At 58.8% G+C, this 20,980-nt stretch carries 20 protein-coding genes, 1 tRNA gene and 1 pseudogene; 12 read left to right on the forward strand and 10 right to left on the reverse strand.

Features of this window, described 5'->3' with window-relative positions:
* Positions 1-130: pseudogene (locus AC3WTM_RS25745) on the reverse strand (transporter); the annotation flags it as partial.
* 225 nt (positions 131-355) lie between these two features.
* On the opposite strand from AC3WTM_RS25745, the gene AC3WTM_RS25750 reads away from it, so the two are divergent.
* The gene (locus tag AC3WTM_RS25750) at positions 356-1,150 is read left to right on the forward strand and encodes a transporter (protein WP_371918597.1); all 795 of its coding nucleotides are present in this window, start codon (positions 356-358) and stop codon (positions 1,148-1,150) included.
* Positions 1,151-1,259: 109 nt separating this feature from the next.
* Here AC3WTM_RS25750 and AC3WTM_RS25755 read toward each other — a convergent pair whose 3' ends face one another.
* From AC3WTM_RS25755 to AC3WTM_RS25765, 3 genes are all read right to left on the reverse strand, one after another.
* On the reverse strand, positions 1,260-2,918 hold the full coding sequence (locus AC3WTM_RS25755) for an arylsulfatase (protein WP_102671306.1): 1,659 nt from the start codon (positions 2,916-2,918) through the stop codon (positions 1,260-1,262).
* A 317-nt stretch (positions 2,919-3,235) separates the two neighbouring features.
* The gene (locus AC3WTM_RS25760) at positions 3,236-3,685 is read right to left on the reverse strand and encodes a hypothetical protein (RefSeq protein ID WP_102671307.1); all 450 of its coding nucleotides are present in this window, start codon (positions 3,683-3,685) and stop codon (positions 3,236-3,238) included.
* A gap of 203 nt (positions 3,686-3,888) precedes the next feature.
* A complete protein-coding gene (locus AC3WTM_RS25765) occupies positions 3,889-4,098 on the reverse strand; it encodes a hypothetical protein (RefSeq protein ID WP_102671308.1) in 210 nt (69 codons plus the stop codon).
* 410 nt (positions 4,099-4,508) lie between these two features.
* Between AC3WTM_RS25765 and AC3WTM_RS25770 the strand changes: the two genes are divergently transcribed.
* Entirely contained in the window at positions 4,509-4,970 is a 462-nt protein-coding gene (locus AC3WTM_RS25770) for a hypothetical protein (RefSeq protein WP_102671309.1), read from the forward strand.
* 156 nt (positions 4,971-5,126) lie between these two features.
* Here the strand turns inward: AC3WTM_RS25770 and AC3WTM_RS25775 are convergent.
* Positions 5,127-5,214 (reverse strand) — tRNA-Ser (locus AC3WTM_RS25775).
* Between the two features lie 123 nt (positions 5,215-5,337).
* Here AC3WTM_RS25775 and AC3WTM_RS25780 point away from each other — a divergent pair.
* The gene (locus tag AC3WTM_RS25780) at positions 5,338-6,009 is read left to right on the forward strand and encodes a Bax inhibitor-1/YccA family protein (RefSeq protein WP_057714309.1); all 672 of its coding nucleotides are present in this window, start codon (positions 5,338-5,340) and stop codon (positions 6,007-6,009) included.
* A 60-nt stretch (positions 6,010-6,069) separates the two neighbouring features.
* On the opposite strand, the gene AC3WTM_RS25785 is transcribed toward AC3WTM_RS25780, so the two are convergent.
* Complete coding sequence (locus tag AC3WTM_RS25785) at positions 6,070-6,399, reverse strand: YceK/YidQ family lipoprotein (RefSeq protein WP_102671310.1); 330 nt, start codon at positions 6,397-6,399, stop codon at positions 6,070-6,072.
* A gap of 56 nt (positions 6,400-6,455) precedes the next feature.
* Positions 6,456-6,893: an Lrp/AsnC family transcriptional regulator gene (locus tag AC3WTM_RS25790; protein WP_046038550.1), complete on the reverse strand. Its 438-nt coding sequence runs from the start codon at positions 6,891-6,893 to the stop codon at positions 6,456-6,458.
* 136 nt (positions 6,894-7,029) lie between these two features.
* Between AC3WTM_RS25790 and AC3WTM_RS25795 the strand changes: the two genes are divergently transcribed.
* The gene (locus AC3WTM_RS25795; protein ID WP_102671311.1) at positions 7,030-7,923 is read left to right on the forward strand and encodes a DMT family transporter; all 894 of its coding nucleotides are present in this window, start codon (positions 7,030-7,032) and stop codon (positions 7,921-7,923) included.
* Positions 7,924-7,939: 16 nt separating this feature from the next.
* Here AC3WTM_RS25795 and AC3WTM_RS25800 read toward each other — a convergent pair whose 3' ends face one another.
* Together AC3WTM_RS25800 and AC3WTM_RS25805 are read right to left on the reverse strand one after the other, a co-directional pair.
* On the reverse strand, positions 7,940-8,989 hold the full coding sequence (locus tag AC3WTM_RS25800; RefSeq protein ID WP_256586092.1) for an FUSC family protein: 1,050 nt from the start codon (positions 8,987-8,989) through the stop codon (positions 7,940-7,942).
* Between the two features lie 35 nt (positions 8,990-9,024).
* Entirely contained in the window at positions 9,025-10,650 is a 1,626-nt protein-coding gene (locus tag AC3WTM_RS25805) for an NADP-dependent glyceraldehyde-3-phosphate dehydrogenase (RefSeq protein ID WP_102671312.1), read from the reverse strand.
* Between the two features lie 262 nt (positions 10,651-10,912).
* Between AC3WTM_RS25805 and AC3WTM_RS25810 the strand changes: the two genes are divergently transcribed.
* The 3 genes from AC3WTM_RS25810 (at position 10,913) to AC3WTM_RS25820 (ending at position 13,999) form a co-directional block, all read left to right on the forward strand.
* A complete protein-coding gene (locus AC3WTM_RS25810) occupies positions 10,913-11,299 on the forward strand; it encodes a c-type cytochrome (RefSeq protein ID WP_256586093.1) in 387 nt (128 codons plus the stop codon).
* 22 nt (positions 11,300-11,321) lie between these two features.
* Entirely contained in the window at positions 11,322-12,716 is a 1,395-nt protein-coding gene (locus AC3WTM_RS25815) for a D-arabinono-1,4-lactone oxidase (protein ID WP_102671313.1), read from the forward strand.
* A gap of 74 nt (positions 12,717-12,790) precedes the next feature.
* Positions 12,791-13,999, forward strand: a complete 1,209-nt coding sequence (locus AC3WTM_RS25820) for a DSD1 family PLP-dependent enzyme (protein ID WP_173677949.1) — start codon at positions 12,791-12,793, stop codon at positions 13,997-13,999.
* Between the two features lie 105 nt (positions 14,000-14,104).
* Here the strand turns inward: AC3WTM_RS25820 and AC3WTM_RS25825 are convergent, their stop codons facing one another.
* Entirely contained in the window at positions 14,105-15,052 is a 948-nt protein-coding gene (locus tag AC3WTM_RS25825; protein ID WP_102671315.1) for a SphA family protein, read from the reverse strand.
* 208 nt (positions 15,053-15,260) lie between these two features.
* Here AC3WTM_RS25825 and AC3WTM_RS25830 point away from each other — a divergent pair, with 208 nt between their 5' ends.
* The 5 genes from AC3WTM_RS25830 (at position 15,261) to AC3WTM_RS25850 (ending at position 20,978) form a co-directional block, all read left to right on the forward strand.
* Complete coding sequence (locus AC3WTM_RS25830) at positions 15,261-16,301, forward strand: AraC family transcriptional regulator (RefSeq protein ID WP_102671316.1); 1,041 nt, start codon at positions 15,261-15,263, stop codon at positions 16,299-16,301.
* Positions 16,302-16,394: 93 nt separating this feature from the next.
* Complete coding sequence (locus AC3WTM_RS25835; RefSeq protein WP_102671317.1) at positions 16,395-17,282, forward strand: Dyp-type peroxidase; 888 nt, start codon at positions 16,395-16,397, stop codon at positions 17,280-17,282.
* Between the two features lie 16 nt (positions 17,283-17,298).
* Complete coding sequence (locus AC3WTM_RS25840; RefSeq protein WP_102671318.1) at positions 17,299-18,267, forward strand: Gfo/Idh/MocA family protein; 969 nt, start codon at positions 17,299-17,301, stop codon at positions 18,265-18,267.
* Positions 18,268-18,498: 231 nt separating this feature from the next.
* Positions 18,499-19,251, forward strand: coding sequence for a GntR family transcriptional regulator (locus tag AC3WTM_RS25845; protein WP_102671319.1), 753 nt, complete (start codon positions 18,499-18,501; stop codon positions 19,249-19,251).
* Entirely contained in the window at positions 19,248-20,978 is a 1,731-nt protein-coding gene (locus AC3WTM_RS25850; protein WP_102671320.1) for a fumarate reductase/succinate dehydrogenase flavoprotein subunit, read from the forward strand. Before AC3WTM_RS25845 ends, AC3WTM_RS25850 begins: the two co-directional genes overlap by 4 nt.
* Positions 20,979-20,980 lie beyond the last annotated feature (2 nt).

Genomic DNA, 20,980 nt, shown 5'->3' on the forward strand with positions numbered 1-20,980 from the left:
CGGCACCGGCGTTGGCCAGGCCGGCGTTATCGGTGCCGATTTCATAGAGCATGATGCCGCCGGCCCAGGCTTGCTGGTAGCACAGTGCGAGGAGTGTAAAGGCAGGTAGGCCAGTGGTTCTGGTTAGCATGGTTAACCTCGGTACTATCCATTTTCGAATTAACGTAGCGGACGCACACTTGTCTGGAGTCAACAACAGGCTCCCCACGCGCCCTCTCTAGTCGAATTGATACTAGTCAAGAAAACCTGAACTAAGCTCTCGGGGGCCGCTTCGAATCGAGGCGGTCCCACCAAAGTGGTAGTGCACATTCTCAACTTCGAGAAGGAGCTACTGATGAGCAAAGTCTTTCACCTTATGCTTGTCATGACCCTGGCAATTATTTGGCCTAACATCGGCCGAACTGCCGACAGCCAGGCCGAGTTGGCCAAACAATCACTGAATCCGGTTGCTGCGCTCTACAGCGTGCCGATTCAGTACAACTGGAACCAGAAACTCGGCCCCAGTGGCGAGGGCTACCAAAGCGTCACCAATATCCAGCCGGTGCTGCCCTTCACCCTCAATGACGAGTGGAACCTTATTTCCCGAACCATCCTGCCAGTCATCGATCAACACGGTTTGGTACCGGGTGGGCAGGCGGACAAGTCCGGGGTCGGTGATGTGACCCAGAGCTTCTTTTTTTCACCCAAACACCCGACCGCGAGCGGTTGGATTTGGGGGGCTGGACCGGTAATCCTGGTGCCAACCGGCAGTGATGAGCTATTGAGCGGTGAACAATGGGGGGCCGGGCCTACAGTGGTTGCCCTCAAACAAAGTAACGGCTGGACCCGCGGTATTCTGGCCAATCACATTTGGTCGCTGGACAACAGCCCGCCTGACGACAAAGACAAAATCAACCAGACCTTTCTGCAACCGTTCTTCAGCTACACCACCCATACCTATACAACCTTCGGCATCAACACCGAATCAACCTACGACTGGCAGACCCGCGAATGGTCGGTGCCGATCAACCTGTTCGTCACCCAGCTGTTCAAAGTGGGTCATCAACCCATGAGCTTGCAAGTTGGCCCGCGGTATTGGGCTGATAGCCCGAAAGATGGCGCGCAAGGCTGGGGATTTCGGGTGGCGTATACGCTGTTGTTTCCTAAGTGATTCCAGCCCCGCTGAAGCATCTGCAGGCATCACGAATGGTGGCTGCTCGCAAACGTCAAAACGGCGAAGTGGCGACCCCTGATGAGGTCGCCATGCTTCGCCTGTTTGATCAGTTACCCGCTGGCATCGGCAGGTTGATACCTTCTTTTTTCAGGACGTCACGCACGTACTGGAATTTCTGGTATTGCGATAGTTCGATCGGCCCGTCATAACCCATGCTTTGCAGTTTGCGTGGTGGGTAATCCACGTAGGTTTTCATCAGCTTGATGATTGCGCCCGTGATCGGCACCATCGTCCAGGTACGCTCGGTAAAGTTGTTCATGAAGAGGTCATAACGTTCCTGCGGGTCTTGCCACAAGTCAAAGACTTGCGGCACGGTGGCCACATATTTTTCTGCGCCTTTCCATCCCAGGTTGGAGTCGACAGCCAGGCCGCCGGTTTGTGCACCATCATCGCCGCGCAGGTTGAACACGGCTTTGTAGTTTCCAACTCGGGCCGCACCCGGGGATAATTCGTTCTCGGTAAAGTAGAACCACTCCTTACGTGGAGACGGGCCATTGCCGGTGAGCACTGGAGTCATGTCGTAACTGTCGAAGATGATCGGCTGCCCCTCGCGGTCTTTCTCCGGCAGCTTCACGCCAGCCACAGAGGCGAAGGTCGCCATCAAATCCAGGCCACCGAGCATCTCGTGATTTTTTGTGTCCGGCTTGATCTTGTCTGGCCAGACGGCAATGGCCGGTACCCGGTTACCCCCCTCACGCACGGTACCTTTGGTTCCCCGGAACGGCGTGTAGCCAGCATCCGGGTAAACATCCTGCCAGGCTCCGTTGTCAGTGGTGTAAACCACCAGAGTGTTCTTATCCAGCCCGAGCGCCTTGAGCTTGTCCATGATGCGGCCGATGTGGGTATCGAGTTCGACGACAGAGTCGGCATACTTGGACTTGGACATGGACTTATGAACGAACTCCGGGGCCGGCATGTTCGGCTGGTGGACCTTCATGAAGTTGACGTTGATGAAAAACGGCTTGTCCGATTTGGCTGCCGTGTCGAGAAACTCCAGGGCGGCTTTTTCGACGTAGTTGTCAAAGAACGGAATGCCGACCACGCCGGGTTTGCCATCTACAACAGGCGTGTCCACGTACTGGCCATTGACCTTGAATTCTTCGACCGGTTTTTCACCCGCCTTGCCGGATAATGCGCCCTTGGTCACCCGTTGAAACATTGCGCGGGTTTCCGGGTCCATGTCCGGGAACCAGGTCGGGTCGGCGTAGGTGTAGGCGTTGAGATGGTACAGGCCGACGTATTTCATCACGTCATAACCTTGCGCATTGGGCAGCGCATAATCGGCTTCGCCCAAATGCCATTTCCCGGTGAAGTAGGTGTCATAGCCGCCTGTTTTCAACACTGAGGCCAATGTCCACTCGGCTGCAGGCAAGCCGCCGCCCTGGCCCTGGAAGGCCACGGTGGTCATGCCACTACGATTGGGAATACGCCCGGTTTGCATGGCCGCTCGACCAGGTGTGCAACTGGGCTGGGCATAAAACGAGTAAAAAGTGACCCCTTCTGCCGCCAGCTCATCGATGCTGGGCGTCGGCATGCCTCGACCGACCCCACCGCCGTAAGGGCCCAAGTCGCCATAGCCGGTATCGTCGGACACGATAAACAGAATATTGGTCTTTTCCGTTTGAGCCGCGTGGGCTACTCCGTTCAATGACAAAAGCGCAGCAAACACTATAGATAGTTTGAAACGATCCGATAGCTGTTCCATATCAGGATTCCTCGTTGTTTCATGGTGCTGGCAACCGGGTGATGAGTGCACATCAATGTTGACCCTTGGTGCATTGACCACCGAGCAATTAGCCTAGGTACTGCGTACAGAATCATTTCCCCCCCCCTGTTGCATGACCGTGCACGGATTAAGGCGCAGGAAGGAGTCTAGTGCCTATTTGGCAAGTGGACGGAGCGATTGCAGTGTTTTACCGGTGTATGTAACACCAGGATTACAACCGAATAAACACCCACTTGAATACGCTAAACACAATCGCTATATACGACGCGACTTGACTCAAAATGACTACGGGTGGTTCATCGAGTCGCGTGTGCAATATCGCCGCAGAAAATATCGGCGCTGCCATCCTCGGGTGAAGTGCGCACGACAACCGAGTATTTGCCGGAAAGCAGGTCTGGCAGGGTTATCGGCGCGCTCCTGTAAAAGGTCCATCCACCGGTGCCTGCATTGGGTTCGGTGTTGACCTTATCGTTCATTGCGTAGGCGACTGGCCCAGGTTGCTGGCAGCTGCCTTTGTTGATGAACGTGTATATGCGCGGGGGCAGGATGGTTCCGTTGGGAACGCCGGAGATATAGAAGTCAAAGTTGGTTTGATCGCCCACGCTCGTCAACGTGGTATTGGCAATCTTCCCGAGATTCTCATGGGTCGGTGCCAACGTAAGGTTTATCGAGTGGTTTGATGAATTGGTGCAGCCTACGAGACTTGCGGTGAACAATAGCACTGCTAGAGGAATGCAGGATTTCATTGCCAATCTCCAGTAATGGAAGAAGTGCATGGGGAGAACTATTGGGTATAGCTCATTAATACGCATTCTTGAGAACCTACTTTTTTACCCCCCAAAATCCTAGGGTGCCCCCGGTTTATCAGTCAGACTTTGTGCACCGTAGTGAGGGGGGGGGGCTCTTTTGGCCGACTGTTGCCTGTCGCAATGAGCCGAAAAAGAATCAGTCACTCCGGTGTCATCATCACTGCGAGCGTCATCTTGATGAATTCTTCATTTTTATCGATCGTATTCAGGGCGCCGCGTACGTTATCGGTGACAACTGCAACTCCCTGCTGCTCGACCCAATTCGTGAGCTCCATGATGGAGGCTTCCAAGGCGAGTTGATTTTCGTTGAGCTTGGACAGCAGGGAAGGGAGTAGATCTGAGTTTGGTATCGCGAAACCTCCGTGGAGATTTCAGCGTAGCAGCTGGTGCTGATCGGGGTGGGTAGGGGAAGGGGCAAAAAGTTGCAGGGTGAGAGGCAGATTGTGCGCAAAACCTCCGCTGGAAGCCGCGGATTACCGTTTGCGAAATCACAAACAAGCGGATTCTTTGCCACCCTAGATTGCGATGTTATTCCTTTTAAAACAATAACGTAGGTGATTTGTGTCCCCAATATGGGGTGCTAGTGCGCTTAGGTCTCTGCAGATAATCGGCAGGCTACCCGAGTGACCAACAGAACTGAGCCAGAAGTAGCCTTCCATCAATGCGACCGACCCGCTCATATTTTTCAGGGCTAAATGACAACTCATAGGCAGCGATCGCAGCTGATGGCACTTTGGCTCCGTCTGAATTGGAGTGGATCATGGAAAAGGCTGCAGTGTTAATAATCGCGTTACTTGCAATAGGTGGTTGTGCCTCGCAGCCTGAGCAGGCGCTTGTTAGGGATCCCCAGGTGGCAATTATTCCCTCAGGTCCGACAAATCAGTATCCACCAGGTACGGTCATCGTAATCGCTACACCGGGTTTCCCTTGGGCAGCAAAAGATGTCGCGAGCGTCCTGAGTGCAAATGCGATTGCGCCTGACCTTTCTCTTTTCGCTGCCAGAAACCTCGCGTTGTACAACAAAAATGTGATTGGTCTCGTTGAGGTCAATGTTGATGTGGACAATTTTTTTGAGTCCGTTTCAGCGGTGTGCCGGGATGTGGAGACGAAGAAAGTTTGGCAGGAGACGCGAGTTCTCAATTTTACAGGGGGGAGAGACAGGTTGGCGCGAGACATGGTTGGGGGGTTAGTCACCAAGGTAACCGGAAAACCATGTCCCTGATTTCAGTCAGCAAATACGCTGGGGGAGGGAGTAAAAACGTGGTGAGTTCTGGAACACGTCCATAATAGTTATGGAACACCTCGCACGCCGAGGTTCACAGCTCAAACCCCAGAAACGACAAAGCCCTGAAAAATCAGGGCTTTGTCGGTACAAATATGGCGGAGGCGATGGGATTCGAACTCATGGACCTGTTACAGTCGACGGTTTTCAAGACCGTTGCCTTAAACCACTCGGCCACACCTCCGTTTGCGTTGCGGGCGCCATAATACCTGAATGAAACACACTGTCAAACTCTCTGCATAGCTTGTTACAGAGCGTCTGTTATGATCTTTGCGACTGAACGTTTCAAACCAACAGGAGTGTCGCCATGCGCGAACAGGATTACGCAGTTAATAACAGCGTGCAGGCTGAGCAGCTAGAGGTTAGCCGCGTCCTGCGCAACACATACGGCTTGCTCGCCCTGACCCTGGCTTTCAGCGGTGTGACAGCCTACGTTGCCCAGCAGATGCATGTTGGCTACCCGAACATTTTCGTGGTGCTGATCGGCTTCTACGGTCTTTTCTTCCTCACCAACAAACTCCGTGATTCGGCCTGGGGCCTGGTGTCGGCATTTGCCCTGACCGGTTTCATGGGTTTCCTGCTTGGCCCGATCCTCAACCGTTACCTGGGTATGCAGGGCGGCGCTGAAGTGGTCAGCTCGGCTTTCGCGATGACGGCGCTGGTGTTCGGCGGTCTGTCGGCGTATGTGCTGATTACCCGCAAGGACATGAGCTTCCTCGGCGGTTTCATCACGGCAGGCTTCTTCGTGCTGCTGGGTGCGACGCTGGCGAGCCTGTTCTTCCAGATCAGCGGCCTGCAACTGGCGATCAGCGCAGGTTTCGTGCTGTTCTCCTCGGTCTGCATTCTGTTCCAGACCAGCGCCATCATTCATGGCGGCGAGCGTAACTACATCATGGCCACCATCAGCCTGTATGTATCGATCTACAACCTGTTCGTCAGCCTGTTGCAGCTGTTCGGCATCATGAGCCGCGATGACTGATCCTCGGCCTTGAACTAAAAAACCCGCTCAGGCGGGTTTTTTATTACTACCAATCCAGGATTACTCTGTAATGACGATGCTGCCGTCGGCTTGCTGGCGGTAGATTGTGTAGGGCAGCAGCAGTGTGTCCATCGCCCCGGACACGACCACGTCGAGCAGCACGATAGCGGGGGCGGGACCATGTACCTGCGCATCCCGGCCGTCTTCGAGGGGCGCGTTCAGGTAGCAGAAGTCATAGGTCACGCCGCTGTAGATTCGCGGTACCGCGCCGCAGTAACTCTTTTGTTCCTTGAGACTTTTCGAGGCCACTTCGTCACTGCGCACAACCGTCTGAATCGTGCCGCAACCCGCCAGTATCGTAGCCACCAGTAGCATTGCCTGAGTTTTCATGCCGTCAATCCTTCGCCGGAAACCCTCAATCTACTTCAGTCTGAAACAAATATCACTCACGCCATGGGCGGTAACCGGCGTTTGACCGGGGTTTTCTTGACGATCGCCGTATTGGTTTCAGCGTGGGTGTTGAGTCGGTCGAGCAGGGTGTCCAGTTGTTCCATCGAGCGCACATGCAGGCGCGCGATGAAACAGTCGTCGCCGGTGACCTTGTCGCACTCGGTGAATTCGGGAATGGCCATGATTTGCCGCTCCACTTCCTGTAATTGCCCCGGCAACGGGCGAATACGCACGATGGCCTGCAGTTGATAGCCGAAGCATTTCGGGTCGATTTCAACGGTATAGCCCTTGAGTACGCCTCGCTCTTCCAGGCGGCGCAGACGCTCGGCAACACTGGGGGAAGACAGGCCGCTGATTTGCGCCAGGGCCTTGAGCGAACGTCGCGAGTCCTCCATCAGCGCCGTGATCAGCAGCTGGTCGATGTCATCGGTCATGGCGAAACCCTCCATTAGGCATTTTTTCAAAAATGCCTTGATAAAAAAGGCAGATTCCGAGTTTAGCCTGCTTTTTGCTCTGGAGTAGCCCCTGGGTGCATTGGCATACTTTGGCCACAAACACAGGAGTCTGATGATGGACAAAACCCTACGCCGCGGTTCGTTCGAAATGACGGCCGCCATGCTGATCTCCGGCACCATAGGCTGGTTCGTGCTGGTGTCCGGGCAGCCGGTGCTGGATGTGGTGTTCTGGCGCTGCCTGTTCGGTGCTGGCACCTTGCTGCTCATTTGCGCGGCTTTCGGCTTTCTGCGCCCCGGCATTCTGACCCGCACCACGTTCCTGCTCGCAGTGCTCAGCGGTGTGGCGATCGTCGGCAACTGGGTGCTGTTGTTCGCGTCCTATTCCCGGGCGTCGATTGCCATCGGCACTGCTGTCTATAACGTCCAGCCGTTCATGCTGGTAGGGCTGGCGGCGCTGTTTCTCAATGAAAAGATCACCGCGCAGAAGCTGACCTGGCTGGGCGTTTCGTTTCTCGGGATGCTGGCGATTGTCAGTGCCCACGGCAGCCAGGGCGAAAGCGGCAGCGATTACCTGACGGGTGTTGCCTTGGCGTTGGGCGCGGCGTTTCTCTACGCAATTGCCGCGTTGATCATCAAGCGCCTGACTGGAACCCCACCGCATTTGATCGCGCTGATCCAGGTCAGCACAGGCGTGCTGTTGCTCGCGCCCTTCGCGAATCTTTCCGTATTGCCCCAGGCGCCAAGCGCGTGGGCCAGCCTGGTGACGCTGGGCATGGTGCACACCGGCGTGATGTATGTGTTGTTGTACGGCGCGATTCAAAAGCTGCCGACGGCGTTGACGGGCGCGCTGTCCTTCATCTACCCGATCGCGGCGATTTTCGTCGACTGGTTTGCCTTCGGTCATCGCCTGGAGCCACTGCAATGGATTGGAGTCGCGGCGATTCTGTTGGCCGCTGCCGGCATGCAACAAGGCTGGACGCTGAAGTTTCGGCGCACGGTGACGCCTTGAGTGTCAACCAGGGGCGTCAGATGTTCCAGCGCGGCGTGCTCTTGGCCAAGCGCTGGCGCATCTCCCCGGCGTTGGCGGCCAGTTGCTGGGTCAGCAAACGATACCCGTCCAGCGTGTTGTAGACCGGCGCATCAAGGCTGACAAGCGGCACATCCGCGGGGCGATTGAGCCGCTGGGCGGCGCCTGATTTCAACGCCCGGGCCATGCCGATCAATTGCACGCGAATCTGTCGATGCTCGGCTTTCAATGCCGTTTGCATCAGCGACATCGCCTCGAGGTCATTGGCATCCGGTCGGGTATTGCCGAGGATTTCCAGGGTGCTGACGCACATGCGCAGGTTGCGCTGAATGGCATCGAGTTCGGTCATGGAAATCTTCACTTCCTTGGACACCGAGGGCATCAGTGAGCGAAGTTGCACCATCGCCGCGTTCAGGCGAGTCATGAGCTTGAGGTGTTCGTCTGCGGTGATGGCCTTGCCGTCAATGATGCGCCCGTAGACTTTCGCGCAATCACGCAGCGCATCGGCCAGGTTGTAGCGCCAGGAATAAACCGCGTACAGCGGCAGGGCAAAGGAAAACGCCAGGGCCAGGGCAATGCCGATCAGGATATCCACCCCGCGCCACAATCCATCGGTGACCGGATTGTCGCCGTGCCCCGCGACGATGAAGACGGTAATCGCCGACAGCAGCGCCGTGTAACCACCCTTGCCGATGGCGTGATACGAGAAAAACCCGCAGACCACCGACATCGCGAAATAGGTCAGCCAGGGCATCCCGAGCCAGGCCTGTTGTGCCACCAACACCAGGCCGACGCCGGCGCCGATCAAGGTCCCGATGGCTCGCTCGGCAGCTTTCTTGCCGATGTTGCCGTGGTGCTGCAAGCCGCCGATCACCACCAGCATCGTCACCGACGCCCACTCACCGTGGGGCAGATGGATGCCGGTGGTCAACAGGATCGTCGCCAATAGCCCGAGCGACACCCGCACCGCATGGATTACCCGGGCATGGCGGTAGCGCCGATACGGGTCCAGCAACGGCCGCAGCAGTCGGCGCAGCAGCGGTGGCAATCGTTGGGCTCTGGATGTACTCAGGCTGGCTCTCCTCAGAAGATGTAGTCGGTGGTCAGGAAGCTCGAGCTGCGGCCGCTGATGATCTCGCTGATCAGGTCCTTGTTGGTTTCCTGGAACTTGGTGGCCACCAGGGTACGGATCGAAAACACCCGCAGCGCGTCATGGACCGACAAGGTGCCTTCGGCCGAGTTCTTGCGACCGTTGAAGGGGTAGGTGTCCGGGCCGCGCTGGCATTGGGCATTGAGGTTGATGCGCCCGACCTGATTGGCAAAGGTGTCCACCAGCCGGCCGACCGCCACCGGATTGGTGCCGAAGATGCTCAATTGCTGGCCGAAGTCCGACTCCAGCACGTAATCGATCACGGTATCCAGATGACGGTATGGCACGATGGGGATGACCGGGCCGAACTGTTCTTCCTGATAAACGCGCATCTGCGGCGTGACCGGGTAAAGCACCGCCGGGTAGAAGAACGACGCACGCGCCTCACCGCCGTTGGGGTTGACCACCTTGGCGCCTTTGCTTTCGGCATCCGCTACCAGTGCATGCAAATAGTCGACCTTGCCCGATTCCGGCAGTGGCGTCAGGGCTACGCCGCTTTCCCAGGGCATGCCGGGTTTGAGGTTGGCAAGTCTGGCATTGAATTTGTCGATGAAGGACTCGACCACGTCTTCGTGGACAAAAAGGATTTTCAACGCTGTGCAGCGCTGGCCATTGAATGACAGCGAGCCCGTCACCGCTTCACTGACCGCATTGTCCAGATCCACTTCCGGCAGGACGATGCCCGGGTTCTTCGCATCCAGGCCGAGCGCCGCGCGCAAGCGGTGTGGTTTGGGATGGAGTTTTTTCAGGTCGCTGGCGGCCTTGTTGGTGCCAATGAAGGCAAAGATGTCGATCTTGCCGCTGGCCATCAGCGCGCTGACCGTCTCGCGGCCGCTGCCATAGATGACGTTGATCACCCCGGCCGGGAAGCTGTCGCGGAAGGCTTCCAGCAGCGGGCGAATCAGCAGCACGCCCAGTTTGGCCGGTTTGAACACCACGGTATTGCCCATGATCAGCGCCGGGATCAGGGTGGTGAAGGTTTCGTTCAGCGGATAGTTGTAAGGCCCCATGCACAGGGCGACGCCCATCGGCACGCGACGGATCTGACCGAGGGTGTCCTGTTCCAGTTCGAAGCGGCTGGAACGGCGGTCGAGTTCTTTCAACGCATTGATGGTGTCGACGATGTAGTCGCAGGTGCGGTCGAACTCCTTTTCCGAGTCCTTGAGGTTCTTGCCGATTTCCCACATCAGCAACTTGACCACCGCCTCGCGCTGCTCGCGCATGCGCCCGAGGAAGGTTTCGACGTGCTGGATGCGTTCGGCCACGCGCATGGTCGGCCACAGGCCCTGGCCACGGTCATAGGCGCGGACTGCGGCGTCGAGGGCGGTCAAGGCGGTGTCGGCATCCAGCAGCGGTGTGCTGCCGAGGATCACCTGTTCATCGCCATTCGGGCCTGCCAGGTACACCGGGCTGCGGACCAGGGCCAGCGGCCCGTTCCAGGTTCTGAGTTGGCCATCGACCAGGTACTCGCGCTGCTCGGTCTGGCCGTCAAGGCGGTACTTTTCCGGGATCTCGGCGGGGCTAGGGAACAGGTTCTGCAGATTATTGGCTGTGGTCATGTCGCTACCCCTCTGGATTGGCTGATGCACTGATGAATCGTTTTAGCAGACCTCAGCAACGCTTGTCATGACTCATCTCAGGGTTTTGCCGAACAGCATGATGTCGGGGACTTGTCGGTGCCTTGCGTCATGGCCTCAGAAGCGCCCCTTGTTGGCCCCCAATGCCCTCAACCTGCCTGCGCGGGGTGCCTTAATGTTGACTCTCCTTGATCACAACAAAAAAGTGCACCCGGCTGGCCGGGCAGCCATTGAGAGGACAGCCATGCGGGCAAGCCGATTAACTGAAAAGCCTAGCCTTTGTTTGGCCTTGGTGGGCTGTGTCTTTGCGGCGTTGCTTGCAGGGTGCGGCAAAGAGCCGAACAACCCGCCGACCCGCAGCGAAGCAGGTGTCGCGAGGCCCGCCGACGCGGAACTCGAGCAGGTCTACGACAACAGCTGCAAGCTTTGCCATGCCAATCCGGCGGCCGGGGCGCCGCTGACCGGCGATATCAAGGCCTGGCAACCACGGGTGTTACAGGGCGCCGACACGCTGCTCGATCACGCGATCAACGGTTACCACGGCATGCCGCCGATGGGGATGTGCATGCAGTGTTCGCAAGAACAGTTCCTGGCGCTGATTGCCTTTATGTCCGGCCAGCAAATCCAATAACAAGAACGGCAGGGTGCGATTCATGACGATGGACCTGACACGGCGTCAGTTGTTGCAACGGGCGAGCGTCATTGGCGCCTTTACCGCGCTCGGCTCAACGCCGGCACTGGCCGAGCTGCTGCGCGCGCCACGCCTGATTCCCTGGCGCAATTGGTCGGGAGGCCAGAGTTGCCTGCCGGCTGCGCGGTTGGCGCCCAAGAACCTGGATGAGTTGACGCAAGTGGTGCGCCAGGCCCCCGGCAGGATTCGTCCGGTGGGCTCGGCACACTCCTTCAGCGCATTGGTGCCCACTGACGGGACCTTGCTGTCGCTGAGCTATTTCTCGGGTTTGCTCGATCACGATGCGAAAACGTTGCAAGCCGAGTTCGCCGCCGGCACCCCGATGTCACGTATGGGCACACCGCTCAAAGACATCGGCCAGGCCCTGCAAAACATGGCTGATATCGATTACCAGACCCTTGCCGGCGCAATCTCGACCTCGACCCACGGTACCGGCAAGCACTTTCAATCGTATTCGGCGCATGTCTGCGGCATGCAGTTGGTGGCCGCCAACGGCGACGTGCTGGACTGCGATGCCAGCCGCCATCCTGAAGTGTTCAGTGCCGCGAGGGTGTCCTTGGGCGCGTTGGGCGTGGCCACCAGGGTGCGCCTGCAAAACCGCCCGGCGTATCGATTGCGGGAGCGCCAATGGATCGCTAAAACCGAAGAGCTGCTGGAAGACCTGGACAAGAACACCCGGGAAAACCAGCACTGGGAAATGCTCGTGGTGACCCATTCCGACTACGCCTTGTCGATCGCCCTGAACGAAACCGGCGACCCGGCTACACCACCGGTCCCGGCGGATGAGGAGGGCGGCAACGAGTTTGTCACGCTGATCGAGAAGATCGACAAATACGCCAGCGACTTCCCGGACCTGCGTCGCACGATGCTCAATAACTTGCGCCACCTGGCCAGTTTCGATGACCGGGTGGGTGACTCGTTCGACATCTATGCCAACGTGCGCACGGTACGTTTCAATGAAATGGAATACTCCGTGCCAGCCGAATACGGCCCAGCCTGTTTGCGCGAGATCCTCAAGCTGGTCCAGGACAAGGACCTGCGCACCTGGTTTCCGATCGAGTACCGTTACGTCAAGGCCGACGACATTCCCCTGAGCATGTTCGAAGGTCGCGACAGCTGTTCGATCTCGGTCCACCAGCATTACCAGATGGATCATCACAACTTCTTCGCCGCCATCGAGCCGATTTTCTGGAAGTACAACGGCCGGCCGCACTGGGGCAAGTTGCACACGCTGAATGCGAAAAACCTGCAGCCGCTGTACCCGCGCTGGCAGGAATTCATCCAGGTGCGGCAGGCGCTCGACCCCAGCGGCAAATTTCTCAACGCGCACTTGTCATCCATTCTGGGGGTGAGCTGATGGCCGTCAATCGCCGCAATTTCTTGCTCGGCACCGCCGGTGTCGGCGCCTTGTTGGTGGGTGTCGGGGCGTGGCTGCGGCCGGGTGACCGAGGCGCGCCGTACAGCGATTACTTCCTTGCGCTGAACCGCGAACTCAAGGACCACGGGCCGATGCGACCGGTGATGCTGATCGACCTTGATCGGCTGGATCACAACATCGATGTGGTGATGCAATCGGTCAAGCGCGCCGGCAAGCACCTGCGCCTGGTGGAAAAGTCACTGCCGGCACCGGGGCTTCTGGCCTACATCGCCCAGCGCGCCGGTACGCAACGGCTGATGTCGTTTCACCAACCGTTTCTCAATCATGACGCGGTGCAGTTTGCCAAGGCCGACATTCTGCTGGGCAAGCCGCTGCCGGTGCGTTCGGCCGAGTTGTTCTATCAATCGCACAAGGGTTCTTTCGACCCTTCGAAGCAATTGCAATGGTTGCTCGATACGCCGCAACGCTTGCAGCAATACCTCGCCCTGGCTCAAGGGCTGGGCACGCGAATACGGGTGAACATCGAACTGGATGTCGGGCTGCATCGCGGTGGCGTCAGCGACCTTGGCGTACTCGGGCAGATGCTGGCGCTGATCAGCCAACACCCGCAGCACCTGGAATTCGCCGGGTACATGGGCTACGACCCGTTCGTGGGCATGGGCGTGCCCGGAATCCTGGGCTCGCCCGAGGAGCTGTTCGCCAAGGTGATGGTGATCTACAACCGCTGCGTCGATTTCACCCGTCAGCAATACCCCGGTCTGTGGCGCGAAGGGTTGACCCTCAATACGGCCGGCAGCCCGAGCTATCGCATGCATGAACACGAACAGCTCAGCAGCGAAGTGTCGGTGGGGACGGGGCTGCTCAAGCCCACTCATTATGATTTGCCGTCACTGGCGGAACATGTGCCGGCCGCTTATATCGCCACGCCGGTGCTGAAAAGCACCGGGGCTGTAAACATCCCGGCGCTGGATGGCAAGTCCAGGCTGTTTTCCTGGTGGGACACCAATCAGCGCGGGACGTATTTCATCTATGGCGGTAACTGGATGGCGGAGTTCGAATCGCCAGCGGGGTTGCAGAGCAATGGCGTGTATGGCCGCAGCTCGAATCAGGAAATGGTCAATGGGTCGGCGGCGGTGGGGCTGACGGTTGAGGATCAGGTGTTCTTGCGGCCTGCCCAGACGGAGTCGGTGTTGTTGCAGTTCGGGGATTTGCTGGCGGTTCGGGGTGGGAAGATTGTGGATAGCTGGGCGGTGTATTCCTGAAGGATTTTCAGTGGATGTGCCACCGCCATCGCGGGCAAGCCCGCTCCCACAAGGACAACGCTGCACCCTGTGGGAGCGGGCTTGCCCGCGATGACGTCAGCTCAGTCAAAACGCATAGGGAATACTGAGCTTGGCCCAAAGCATTTCCCCTTCAGGCCGGTTTTCCACGTCAAACTCCTTGGCCCAGCGAATCTCCGCGCTGGCGTATTTGAGAAAGGTCCAATGCAGTGCCGGGCCAATGGCAAACACCTGGCCGCGTACCCCGTCGTTCACGTCCTGGCCATTGAACTTCACGGTGTGGCCGAACTGTTTGTCGTCGGTGGTTTGCTTGAGGTAGTAGCCGTTCAACCCGAGCATCAGGTCGTCGCTGATCTTGAAACTGGCGGAATAATCGAAGTGGAAAATCTGCCCCGACTTGTAGTCCGTGTCCTTGTTTTTCTCGTTGAAACTGTAGGTGGTCTTCATCGACACCTCGGTTCTGTCCGTCGGCAGCCAGGTGAAGGAGAACAAGGGTTTGTAGGTGTAGAAGTTGTTGCTGGTGTTGGCCAGGCGATCGACGCTGTATTCGCCGGTCGGCACGGTGACTTCAATGGCGGCGCCGAGGGTCAGGTTCGGGCCCATGTCCCAGAGAATGATCGGCGCAAACGTTGTGTCACCCATGCCTTCACGGGTGTCCTGCGGCAGTCCGAACACCGAGACTTCTTGCTTGAGCCAGGGCTGCGCGATGTAGCCGGCCAACCGGCCGCCAAACACACGCACCGGGCTGAGGTAATCCAGACGAGGGATGACCGCCGTGGATTCGATCTCGACGTTCGGCACCTTGCCGCCGAACGAGCTGATGTTCAGCTTCGTGGCCTTGTAGTGGTTGTAGTAGAGGTTGAAGGCAACCATGTTGTCCGGAAGGCTGTCGGGCGAAAGCGGCAACATGAAGTAGCCGTCGGTGCCGGGACCGATGTTGTCCACACCGGCCTCGGTGGCCAGTGCCGATTGCAGGGCGCAGACGCCGGCCAGGCCAATGACCAGTAGGGGAATTGTCGTGCGGGTCGGGATCATGGGTGTTCTCGTTATTATTGTTAGCGGGCTGTCCGGCATCCATACGAGGGCCGCAACATAGAAATAAGCTGTCTGCGCCCTGCAAGGCAGGGTATTGGCGGCCATTTAGGGGGACTTCTGCGGACAGCCTTTGAACCCTGTGCTAATTTCCTTCGACATAACTGGTTACAAAAATAAGAATGCAGCTCGACCCGGAATGTAAAACCCCATGCAAATGAAAGTGATCGATCCCACCTTTGAGCTGGCACTGGTGTCGCCGTTTCTCCTGCAGACCCTGGCCGAAGTCGCCGAGCAAAAAGGCATCCACCCCGAGAGCCTGTGCCGAGGGTTGGGCTTTACCTTTGAAGACCTGCAGGATCCGGCGCAGCGTATTTCCTATCGCCAGGCCGTGGCCATGATTCAACGGGCGCTCAAGGTCTTGCCCAATCAGGGATTGGGCTTGTGGGTCGGCGCGCAGAATGTGCTCGGCACGCTGGGGCTGTTGGGGCATGTGTTGTCGCTGTGCAAGACCCTGCGCGATGCCTTCGAACTGGGCATTCGCCATCAACACACCTCAGGCGGCATTGTCGTGTCGAGTGTGGAGGAGGCGGGGGATCGGGTGTTTATCGACGTTGAATGCCGCTTACCGTTCGCCGACGTGCAGTTGTTCGCGGTCGAGGAGTTTTTCGCCAGCCTGCTGGTGTACGGTCGGGCGCTGGTCGGGGCGGATTTCAAGCCGACGGTCGTTGAGTTCGTGCATGCCGCGCCGGACTATCTCGGCGAATATTCGCGCCTGCTGGGGCCGGACGTGCGTTTCGGTTGCCTGCAAAACCGCATGGTGATCGATGCGCATTGGCTGGGCGTTCACTTGCCCAATCACCATTCCCTGGCCCTGCGTCAGGCCGTGAAACTGCTCGAACTGGAAGCCGCGCAGGTGCACCAGAAAGTGGATCTGATCCAGGCGGTGGAACGGGCGATTGCCCGGGACCTGACCGAGGGCAGCCACATCGAGAAAATCGCCGGCGACCTGAATATGAGCAGTCGCACCTTGCGCCGCCGTCTCACCGAACATGCGCTGACGTTCGAAACGCTGCTGGAACAAGTGCGCCAGGCCCGCACCATGAGCCTGCTGGCCAACCCGGACATGTCCATCGAACGCATCACCGAGGAAGTCGGCTACAGCGACGTGCGCAGCTTTCGCCGGGCTTTCAGGCGCTGGACCGGCAAGAGCCCGAGTGCGTTTCGCAACGAAAGCCCCAGCGAGGTTTGATCTCCTTGTGATGAGAGGGGCTTCTGTGGCCTCTGGCAGCACACAAACCCTCGTACTCCGGTTAAACTCCGAACTCTTTTTCGAGGAGTTCATATGAGTCATTACCAGCCGGGCATTCTCGCCACCCCCGTTCCGCCTCAAGCCCGCCATATGTTCTTCGCCCTCGAATCCGTCACTGCTCTACCGATCGCGCTCGATAACCTGCAAGGCCTGGTGGACGGCAAATCGGTGGTGGTCGGCTTCGGTGAATCCCTGGTCAAGGCGCTGGACGGGCAGATCGAAGGCCTGCGCACTTTCCCGGCACTGACTGGCGTCGGTGTCGACAATCCGTCGACCCAACACGCGCTCTGGTGCTGGCTGCACGGTGAAGATCGTGGTGAGTTGCTCAACCGCAGCAACGCCATCTCGGCGGCACTGGCCCCGGCGTTGCGCCTGGTGCAGATGAACGAAACCTTCCGCCACATGACCGGCCATGACCTGACCGGCTACGAAGATGGCACCGAGAACCCCCACGACGCGGCCGCCGTGACCGCCGCCCTGGTGGGTGAGGGCCTGGACGGCACGGTGGGTGGCAGCTTCGCCGCGATCCAGCAGTGGCAGCATGACTTGAAAGGTTTCCATGGGCTGTCGGCGGATGAAAAAGACAACATCATGGGTCGCCGCTTGAGCGATAACGAAGAGATCGACGACGCGCCGGTTTCCGCTCACGTCAAACGCACCGCCCAGGAAAGCTTTGCGCCTGAAGCTTTCGTGGTGCGCCGCTCGATGCCGTGGATCGAAGGTGACCGTGCCGGCCTGATGTTCCTGGCCTTCGGTTTTTCCCTCGACGCCTTCGAAGCCCAACTGCGCCGCATGAGTGGCCTGGAAGACGGCATCACCGACGGTCTGTACCGCATCAGCCGTCCGATCACCGGTGGCTACTACTGGTGCCCGCCGCTCAAGGACGGTCGACTGGACCTGCGCGCATTGCGCGTCGGCTGAGCCGCAAGGAGTGCCTATGAACCTGGTGCGCTGGGGCATGATCGGCTGTGGCAGTGTCGCTGAACGCAAAAGCGGGCCGGCCTTCTACAAGGCGCCCGGATCGGCGTTGGTCGCGGTGATGGGCCGACGCCTGGACGCCGTCACCGACTACGCCACGCGCCACGGCATCGCTCGGGTCTACACCGATGCGCAGGCGCTGATCAACGATCCCGAGGTCGACGCGGTGTACATCGCCACGCCGCCCGACAGCCATCACGCCTATGCTTTGCAAGTGGCCGCGGCCGGCAAGCATTGCTGCGTGGAAAAACCGATGGCGCTGAATGCCGGGCAAAGCCGTGAAATGCAGCATGTGTTTGCCGATGCCGGGTTGCACCTGTTCGTGTCCTATTACCGACGTTCGCTGCCACGCTTCCGGCAAGTGCGGCAATGGCTGGAAGAGGGGCGGATCGGCGAGGTCCGGCACCTGAGCTGGACCCTCACCAAAGCCCCGTCGGCAGCGGACCGGAGCGGCACCGATAACTGGCGCACCGACCCGGCAATTGCCGGTGGAGGTTACTTCGCCGATCTGGCCAGCCATGGCCTGGACCTGTTTCAGTACCTGTTCGGCGATATCGTCGAAGTCGCCGGATTCACTGCGCGGCAGGCTGGTTTGTACGCGGCCGAAGATGCCGTCAGCGCCACTTGGCGGTTTGCCAGCGGGGCACTGGGCATGGGCTGCTGGAACTTCGTTGCAGACCGTCGCGAAGACCGGGTCGAAGTGATTGGCAGCGAAGGCCGGATCACTTTTTCAGTGTTCGATGAACACCCGGTCGAGCTGCACGCCGATGAACACCTCAGCCTGACCATCGAGCATCACGCACATATCCAATGGCACCACGTATTGGGTATGAATGCGCATATTCGTGGCGAGACGCAACACCCCGCCGTGGCCGAGCAGGCACTGAAGACCGATTGGGTGATGGACCAGATCCTCAAGCGCCACTGATTCTTCAGATCACACACAATCCCCTGTAGGAGCGAGCCTGCTCGCGATAAACCCGAGAACGCCGTGGGGTGTCAGGCTTCCAGCGTTATCGTTGACGACCATCGCGAGCAGGCTCGCTCCTACAGTTTTGGATTGCGTTGTGCATCTAACCTTATGCGCATTCGGTATTTCTCAACCCTGTCATAACTTATCTAAGATCACGTCATAACTCGTTATAACAAGTGATCTGCCATGACCGATAACGTTCTATCCCTGAGCAGCGTCCCGTTGCACACCCAGCTGCGAGATGTGCTGCGCGCCCGCATCCTCGACGGCGAATACCCGCAAGACAGCCAGATGCCTTCAGAAAGCGAGCTTGGCGCGTTGTTCAAGGTCAGCCGCATCACCGTGCGCCAGGCCTTGGGCGATCTGCAAAAGGAAGGGCTGATCTTCAAGATCCACGGCAAGGGCACTTTCGTCGCCAAGCCGAAAACCTTCCAGAACGTCAGCACCCTGCAAGGCCTGGCCGAGTCCATGACCGATCGCGGCTATGAGGTGATCAACCGCCTGCGCAGCTTCAAATTCATTGCCGCCGACAAGCTCGTGGCCGAGCGTTTGCAGGTCGCCGAAGGCGAGGTCGTGGCGCAGATCAAACGTGTGCGCCTGATCAATCGCGAGCCGGTTTCCCTAGAGATCACTTACCTGCCCAAGGCCATTGGCGAGCGCCTGGAAAAAGCCGACCTGGTCACCCGCGACATTTTCCTGATCCTGGAAAACGACTGCAGCCTGGCCCTGGGGCACGCCGACCTGGCCATCGATGCGGTACTGGCCGACAGCGACCTGACCCAGGCACTCAACGTCGAACCCGGCTCGCCGATCATGCGCATCGAGCGTCTGACCCACGATGTCGAGGGTCGTCCACTGGACTTCGAACACCTTTACTACCGTGGCGATGCCTTCCAGTACCGCCTGCGGATCGACCGGCAAAAAGGGGATCAGGCATGACCCGAAGTACATTGGAGCAGGAATACGACATCGTCGTGATCGGCGGCGGCACCGCCGGCCCGATGGCGGCGATCAAGGCCAAGGAACGCAACCGCGACCTGCGGGTGTTGTTGATCGACAAGGCCAACGTCAAGCGCAGCGGCGCGATCAGCATGGGCATGGACGGCCTGAACAACGCGATCATTCCCGGCCACTCGACACCGGAGCAGTACACCAAGGAAATCACCATCGCCAACGACGGCATCGTCAACCAGGCCGCGGTGTACGCCTATGCCACCCACAGTTTCGAAACGATCGAACAACTGGACCGCTGGGGCGTGAAATTCGAGAAGGACGAAACCGGTGACTACGCGGTGAAAAAGGTCCACCACATGGGTGCTTATGTGTTGCCAATGCCGGAAGGACACGACATCAAGAAAGTCCTGTATCGGCAGCTCAAGCGCGCGCGAGTGACCATTACCAACCGGCTGGTCTGCACCCGGTTGCTGACGGATCAAGAGGGTGCGGTCAACGGCGTGATGGGCTTTGACTGCCGTACCGCTGACTTCCACGTGATCAAGGCCAAGGCGGTGATCCTCGCTTGCGGTGCCGCCGGACGCCTGGGGTTGCCGTCTTCGGGCTACCTGATGGGCACCTACGAAAACCCGACCAATGCCGGCGACGGCTACTCGATGGCCTACCACGCCGGGGCCGAACTGGCGAACCTGGAATGCTTCCAGATCAACCCGCTGATCAAGGATTACAACGGCCCGGCCTGCGCCTACGTCACCGGCCCCTTGGGCGGCTACACCGCCAACAACAAGGGCGAACGTTTCATCGAGTGCGACTACTGGAGCGGGCAGATGATGTGGGAGTTCCATCAGGAACTGGAAAGCGGCAATGGCCCGGTGTTCCTCAAGCTCGATCATCTGGCCGAGGAAACCATCCAGAACATCGAAGAGATCCTGCACAGCAACGAGCGTCCGAGTCGCGGCCAGTTCCACGCCAATCGCGGCACCGACTACCGCACGCAGATGGTCGAGATGCACATCTCGGAAATCGGCTTTTGCAGCGGGCATTCGGCGTCGGGGGTGTGGGTCAACGAGAAGGCCGAGACCTCGGTCAAGGGCTTGTACTCGGCTGGAGACATGGCTGCGGTGCCGCACAACTACATGCTCGGTGCGTTCACCTATGGGTGGTTCGCTGGCCACAACGCAGCGGATTTTGTCGCCGGACGCGAGTTTTCAGCGCTGGATGCCCGGCAGATCGAAACCGAAAAACAACGGGTCTACGCACCGCTGGATCGCGAACACGGCCTGCCGCCAGCGCAGGTCGAGTACAAGCTGCGGCGCTTGGTCAACGACTACCTGCAACCGCCGAAAGTGACGAAGAAGATGCAGATCGGCCTGCAACGCTTCAGCGACATTCAGCGCGACCTCGACCAGATCAAGGCCCACAACGCCCACGAGCTGATGCGCGCCATGGAAGTCAGCATGATCCGCGACTGCGCCGAAATGGCCGCCCGCGCTTCATTGTTCCGCGCCGAAAGCCGCTGGGGGCTTTACCACCATCGCGTCGATCACCCGCAACGTAACGACCGCGACTGGTTTTGCCATTGCCACCTGAAGAAAGACGAGAACGGTTTGATGAGCAGTTTCAAGAAAGCCGTCGAGCCTTACATCATCCCGCTCGATGCCGACGAGATGCAGGCTTACGACCGACTGCGGGTCGGCGCGGATGCGGCCTGAGC

This window comes from Pseudomonas sp. EU05-FHT14B02 (assembly GCF_058791055.1).